This window comes from Methylobacterium oxalidis (genome assembly GCF_007992195.1).
GTDB lineage: Bacteria > Pseudomonadota > Alphaproteobacteria > Rhizobiales > Beijerinckiaceae > Methylobacterium > Methylobacterium oxalidis.
Genome location: NZ_BJZU01000252.1, coordinates 1 through 2,341, shown reverse-complemented (window position 1 = coordinate 2,341; position 2,341 = coordinate 1). Strand labels below are relative to the sequence as shown.

Genomic DNA, 2,341 nt, shown 5'->3' with positions numbered 1-2,341 from the left:
CCCTAGGGTATACCCCAACGGACATAACCTGACGTAGCTTCAGTAAGGAGAGCAGCGTTCAGACATGCCGGCCTACTTGGCGAGTAGTATCGCTGCGGGCCGGTCGGCTCGCCAGCCAAGGTTGGGTCTGAACTCCTAGAGCGAGCTCAGCGTTAGAAACCGCCTGCCACAGGCTTATCAACACGAGGAGAAACGCTCATGCGCCTGCGCACCCTGCTGCCGCTCGTCGGCTTGCTCGCGCTCGCCGCCTGCAAGGACGAGAAGAAGGCCGAGACAACCAACCCGCCCCCTGCCAGCACCACGGCTCCCGCCAACCCCGCGCCGGGTGCTCCCGCCAACCCGCCGCCTGCCAACAAGCCCGCGGCACACTGAGCTGACACTCAGATCCAGACGCAAAAAAGCAAACCCCGGCAGCTCGTCACCGCCGGGGCTCACTCGGAGAAACCTCATGCCGTCTCTACAACGGGCAAGAACACCTCGCGTTCCGCTGCACTCGCGCAGCACAACCGGCTTACTGCCCAGTGCTGGAGCCAGTGCTCGTCGTTGACTTCACCGGCTTCTCCCCCGGCACATGCGACATTGTCTTGGTGCGCGAGTCCACGCTCTCGCCGTCACGCACCTTCGTCTTCGTCTGCGACTTCGAGAAGATGCCGCCGTCGTGCGCCATCGCCTTCGACTGGCCGTTCAGCCCCTGCCCGGTTTCGTTGACATGCGAGCGGCTCTTGGTCTTGTCACCTGCCGCAGAGCCGCCGGTTGCCAGCGAAGACCCGGTGCCGTTCGGTCCTGTCGAGGTGCCTCCCGTGCCCAGCGTCGTCGCGGACGTGCCGCCCGCGGCCGCAGAGCCTCCGGTGCCGGCCGTGGCGCTGCCGTCACTCTGAGCAAAAGCGGCGGCAGGGGCAAGAAGCAGCGCCGCAGCCAGCGTGCCGGCCGACAGAATGTTGGTCATCATGTGAGCCTCACTTCCTCTCCTTGGGCATGGTGACCACACAATCGCCGTCGCCCGTCGTGGTCATGGTGGTGCCTCCGGAGCTCGAACTGCCGGCCGAGCTCGACGTGCTGCTGGTCGAGCCGCTGCCGGATTGCGTGGTCACGGACGGACCGCCGGTGGTGGAGCTCTTCACCCCGCCGGGGCCGGCCTGAACCGAGGTCGAGAGATTGCCGGTGTTCTTCGCGTCGTCGGAGTGGACGACCCGACAGGGCTTGCCATTCGGGCCCGTGGTGACGGTCGTGTTGCCCGAGACACCATTCGGACCCGTGGTGACGGTGCTGGTTTGTGCGTAGCCCATCGCGCAGCCCGCGATCAGGAGCGTGGATCCGAGAAGGGAAAGGGTCAGGCGGGGCATGATGCATCTCCTCTGGAAGCAAGTTGGGCGCGGCTCATGAGAACCGCGCCCGATGGGTCAGCCCAGCAAGAGGCTGCTCCTCACTTCTTGTTGTGGCCGGGAGCGTGCTCGGAGTTTCCGGGGCCGCTCTTGTCGTGACCTGGGGCGCTACCCGAAGCGCCAGCCGACGAACCACCCGTTCCGACCGACGAGCCGCTGGTACCCTTGCCGGCCGAGGAGCCGCTAGTGCCGAGCGTCGAGGACGAGCCCGAGCCGGCCGAGGAGCCCCCAGTCCCGACTGACGAGCCGCTCTGGCCACCGCCGGCCGACGAGCCACCGGTGCCGAGCGTCGAGGACGAGCCCGAGCCGCTGCCACCAGCGGACGAGCCACCAGTGCCGACGGTGGAGGAACTGGTGCCGCCGCCAGCGGAGGAGCCGCCGGTTCCGACCGTTGACGAGGACTGGGCGAGGGCCAGGGCTGCACCGCCGACGACGAAGGTGGTAGCGAGAGCAGCGACGCGAAGTTGCTTCAGCATGCGTTTTCTCCGAGCATTCCAACTAATGCGTGGGCAGAAACGGAGCCAAGCGAGAAGCGGTTCCGGAGTTTCTGTGCAACTGGCGAATAAAAATTTCAGATGAACGCGTCATTAATTTACCGTTCACCATAGCTACGCGATGGCACCGCCTCGAATACTCCGATAATATCTCTACACGCCAGGAAGAATATCTATTTTGTCCAATTTGGACCTACTCGACAGGCTGTATGGTTACGAGAGGCCGAGTTGTGCCTGTCCCGAAACTCTACTCTGGCCGCGACAAACGATGAGCTCCGAAGAACGGTTCCGGACGAAGCTGCGAAGGCCGCCACAAGCTTGAACTGTCCGCAATGGCATACTCCAACGGACAAGCTGAGACATGCACAAGGCGCATAGTCTTCGTTGCATGGCTGCTCTGATCGCCTAAAGCACGGCCTATCACCCCAGGTGGCTCCGGGCGCAGGTCGGCGCAACGCATTAATC

The 2,341-nt window shown here is 64.2% G+C and carries 4 protein-coding genes; 1 reads left to right on the top strand and 3 read right to left on the bottom strand.

From position 1 onward, the window contains the following. The first annotated feature begins 198 nt into the window (after positions 1-198). On the top strand, positions 199-372 hold the full coding sequence (locus tag MOX02_RS31705; RefSeq protein ID WP_170268059.1) for a hypothetical protein: 174 nt from the start codon (positions 199-201) through the stop codon (positions 370-372). A 139-nt stretch (positions 373-511) separates the two neighbouring features. On the opposite strand, the gene MOX02_RS30245 is transcribed toward MOX02_RS31705, so the two are convergent. From MOX02_RS30245 to MOX02_RS30235, 3 genes are all read right to left on the bottom strand, one after another. Beyond that, entirely contained in the window at positions 512-949 is a 438-nt protein-coding gene (locus tag MOX02_RS30245) for a hypothetical protein (RefSeq protein ID WP_147029452.1), read from the bottom strand. 7 nt (positions 950-956) lie between these two features. Continuing rightward, complete coding sequence (locus MOX02_RS30240) at positions 957-1,343, bottom strand: glycosyl hydrolase (RefSeq protein WP_147029451.1); 387 nt, start codon at positions 1,341-1,343, stop codon at positions 957-959. Between the two features lie 80 nt (positions 1,344-1,423). Next, positions 1,424-1,858 (bottom strand): hypothetical protein, encoded by a 435-nt coding sequence (locus MOX02_RS30235; protein WP_147029450.1) that lies wholly within the window; start codon positions 1,856-1,858, stop codon positions 1,424-1,426. Between the last annotated feature and the right edge of the window lie 483 nt (positions 1,859-2,341).